This window comes from Mycobacterium sp. E3305, assembly GCF_001666785.1.
GTDB lineage: Bacteria > Actinomycetota > Actinomycetes > Mycobacteriales > Mycobacteriaceae > Mycobacterium.
This window is the reverse complement of the sequence record NZ_LZJA01000158.1, coordinates 1-3,091: the sequence shown is the minus strand read 5'-3', so window position 1 is coordinate 3,091 and position 3,091 is coordinate 1. Positions and strand designations below refer to the sequence as shown.

Below are 3,091 nucleotides of genomic sequence, written 5' to 3'. Positions count from 1 at the left end.
GCGCTGACGCTCAGGTCGCGTCGGCGTCGAACGGGGTCGGCCCGGAAAGGTGTTGCTCGGCTGTCGGCTGGGGCGGGGCTGCCGGCGTGACCGCCCCGGTGGCCGGTCGGTCGAAGTTGCCGGTGAGGAACGAATCGTCGCCGTCCAGCAGGTGCTTGGTCAGCGCGGCGCGGGGCGTCATCCCCCGCAGCTTCTGCAATTCGCTCAGCGGGACGCGCAGGTCGTCGAACTCGGGCCCCAGGTCTTCGCGCAGCTGGGTGGTCACCCCACTCAGGTAGTCGCGGGCCTGCCGCAGCGCGGTCGACGTCCAGCGGATCGCACCGGGAAGCCGCTCCGGGCCGAGCACCACCAGCCCGACCACGACGAGGACCAGGATGTGCTCCCAGCTCAGGCTGCCGAACATCTAGCTTCCGTCGGGGTCGGGCTTGACGGTCAGGGTGACGTGCCGACCGTCGCGGACCACCTCGATCGGGGCGTCCTGGCCGATGGTCAACTGCCGGACGGCGACGACGAACTCGTCGGCGTCGGCGACCTTGCGGTTACCGACCTTGACGATCACGTCATTCTCCAGGATCCCGCCCTTTTGCGCGGGGCTTCCCGCCTTCACGTTGGCGACCTGCGCGCCGGCGGCGATCGCGTTGCTCACCGACCGGGTGCTGATGCCCAGCGTCGGGTGCACGATCTTGCCGTCTTTGATCAGCGTCTGCGCCACCATCTTGGCCTCGTTGATGGGGATCGCGAAGCCCAACCCACTCGCGCTGTCGGACAAGGACTTGCCCGCGGTGTTGATGCCGATCACCTGCGAATCCATATCGATCAGCGGGCCGCCGGAGTTGCCGTGGTTGATCGACGCGTCGGTCTGCAGCGCGTCGATGACGGTGTCGGTGTCCGAGCCCTCACCCGACAACGGGACGGGACGGTGCAGCGCGCTGATGATGCCGTGGGTCACGGTGCTGCGCAGCCCCAGCGGCGCGCCCGCCGCGAGGACCTCGTCACCGACATTCACCTTGTCCGAGTCGCCGAACCGGGCCACGCTGAGGTTGTCGACGTTGTCGACCTTGAGCACGGCCAGGTCGGTCTTCGGGTCGCGGCCGACCAGGTTGGCGGGCACTTCCTTACCGTCGTTGAACACCACGGTCGTCTTGAACTGGCTGGGATTGTTGGCCGCCTCGGAGATCACGTGGTTGTTGGTGATGATGTAGCCGCGCCCGTCGACAACCACGCCCGAGCCCTGCAAGCCCTCCTGGTCACTCTTGGACTCGATGGTGACCACCGCGTTCGCGGTCGCGGCCGCCACCTTGGCGAACCGGCCGGCCGGACCTTCACCGTTGCCGTTGGTCGACAGGGTCACCTTCGAGGTGGTGAACGCCTCGGCGACCTCGGCCGTCTTGCGGCCGATCACACCGCCGATGACGCCGATGAGCAGCGCGATCAGCAGCAGGGCGAGCAACGCCAGGTAGGACACCTTGCCGCCGAACAGCACATCGCGTACGCCGAGCTTGCCGCTGTAGCCCTGCGGACCCCGAGGTCCCGCGGGGGCGACCGCCGGGGTGCCCAGCGCCGCGGCGGCCGCCGGGTCGCGCCAGGGGTCGTCGAGTTCGTCGGGCTCGGCCCCGTTTTTCTCGGCCGCGAGCGCGCCGGCGTCGACGGGGTGGCGCTGCAGCGAGTCGGGGCTTCCGACGGGACGGCTGAACGCCTCCTGGAGGACCGGATCGGCCGGCTCGTCGTGCGGGGAAAACTCGGATTGGTCCCGGTACTTCCGCGGACGGACCCGATCGGCCACGAAGGAGCCGCGCAGTCCGTCGGGACGGCTGAACAGTTGGCGAGACGCGGGGTCCACCGGCGGACGGGAGATGGGGCGCGGCGCCAAGCGGTTGCCGCTGTCGTTGCCTTGGTCGGAGGTCACGTTATCCCTTTGGATCCTCTTCTTGAGCGCTCGAGACAGGCCCTGCACCGGGCGATACCCACGACACCGGCGTGGTCGTGTCCACCCTAGTATCCACGGTTCGGGACCGGCCGCCCATGAGCGCGCGGGCGGGGTGCGCAAAATCGGGACGGATCAACGACGGGGGCTCATTCGGAAGGCGCGCAGCTACGGGCGCTTGCGCTGCTCACGGGCGTCGCGCTCAGCAAAACGGTCGGCCGGCCGGCCGGTCGCGTCGTCGGGCGAATCGTAGGGAATCTCGGCGAGCATTCCGAGCAGCGCGCTCGGGATGCGGATCGGATGCGAATCCCGCAGCGCCGCACGGGCCCGGCTCTGACCGTCGACCTCGGCCGCACACTGCGGGCACAGCGACAGGTGATGCGCCGCCCGCAGGTGCGCGTTCATCCGCAGCTCACCGTCGACGAAGGCCGCGATGGCTTCGACGGAAAGGTGCTCGGTAGAGCCGAACTGGCGCGGCGCGCCGACGGGGGCATCGCTCTGGGAGGCGAACTGGGCGGGAAGCCAGGAGAACGCACGACGGAACAGATGTCCTCGATCGGGCATCACCGGGTCCTTTCGTTGCGCCTACCCCTCGAATGTAGCGCGAGGCAGCTCGCAATATCGCGTCTCGAGACCGCGAAACCGCTGGCTCATGGCCAGGCGACGAACCCTACGCCGACTCGGCGTGCACCGCGTCCCGGCCGGCGCCCGGTTGCGGATGAGCGGCCAGGTAGTCGCGCAACGCCTGACGTCCGCGGTGGATGCGGCTGCGCACGGTGCCGAGCTTTACGCCCAGCGTCGCGCCGATCTCCTCGTAGGACAGGCCCTCGATGTCACACAGGACGACGGCGGCGCGGAATTCCGGCGGCAGGGAATCCAGGGCGGCCTGCAGGTCCGGACCGAGCCGCGAATCGTGATAGATCTGCTCGGGATTGGGCTCGTCGGCGGGCACGCGCTCGTAATCCTCGGGCAGCGCCTCCATCCGGATGCGGGCGCGCCGGCGCACCATGTCGAGGAAAAGGTTGGTGGTGATGCGGTGCAGCCAGCCTTCGAACGTTCCCGGCTGGTAGTTCTGCACCGATCGGAAAACCCGGATGAAGGTCTCCTGCGTCAGGTCTTCCGCGTCATGCTGATTGCCCGAGAGGCGGTAAGCCAGCCGGTACACCC

Annotated in this window: 4 protein-coding genes; all 4 read right to left on the bottom strand. The window is 68.9% G+C overall.

All coding sequences use genetic code 11. The annotated features are described in order from the left end of the window. Positions 1-10: 10 nt before the first annotated feature. Positions 11-403 (bottom strand): Sec-independent protein translocase protein TatB, encoded by a 393-nt coding sequence (tatB, locus tag A5701_RS14915; protein ID WP_067754821.1) that lies wholly within the window; start codon positions 401-403, stop codon positions 11-13. After that, positions 404-1,906 (bottom strand): S1C family serine protease, encoded by a 1,503-nt coding sequence (locus A5701_RS14910; RefSeq protein ID WP_067754818.1) that lies wholly within the window; start codon positions 1,904-1,906, stop codon positions 404-406. Between the two features lie 186 nt (positions 1,907-2,092). Next, a complete protein-coding gene (gene rseA, locus A5701_RS14905; RefSeq protein WP_067754815.1) occupies positions 2,093-2,488 on the bottom strand; it encodes an anti-sigma E factor RseA in 396 nt (131 codons plus the stop codon). 106 nt (positions 2,489-2,594) lie between these two features. Beyond that, positions 2,595-3,091: RNA polymerase sigma factor SigE (gene sigE / locus A5701_RS14900; RefSeq protein ID WP_067754812.1), on the bottom strand; the 497-nt coding region annotated here is incomplete at its 5' end.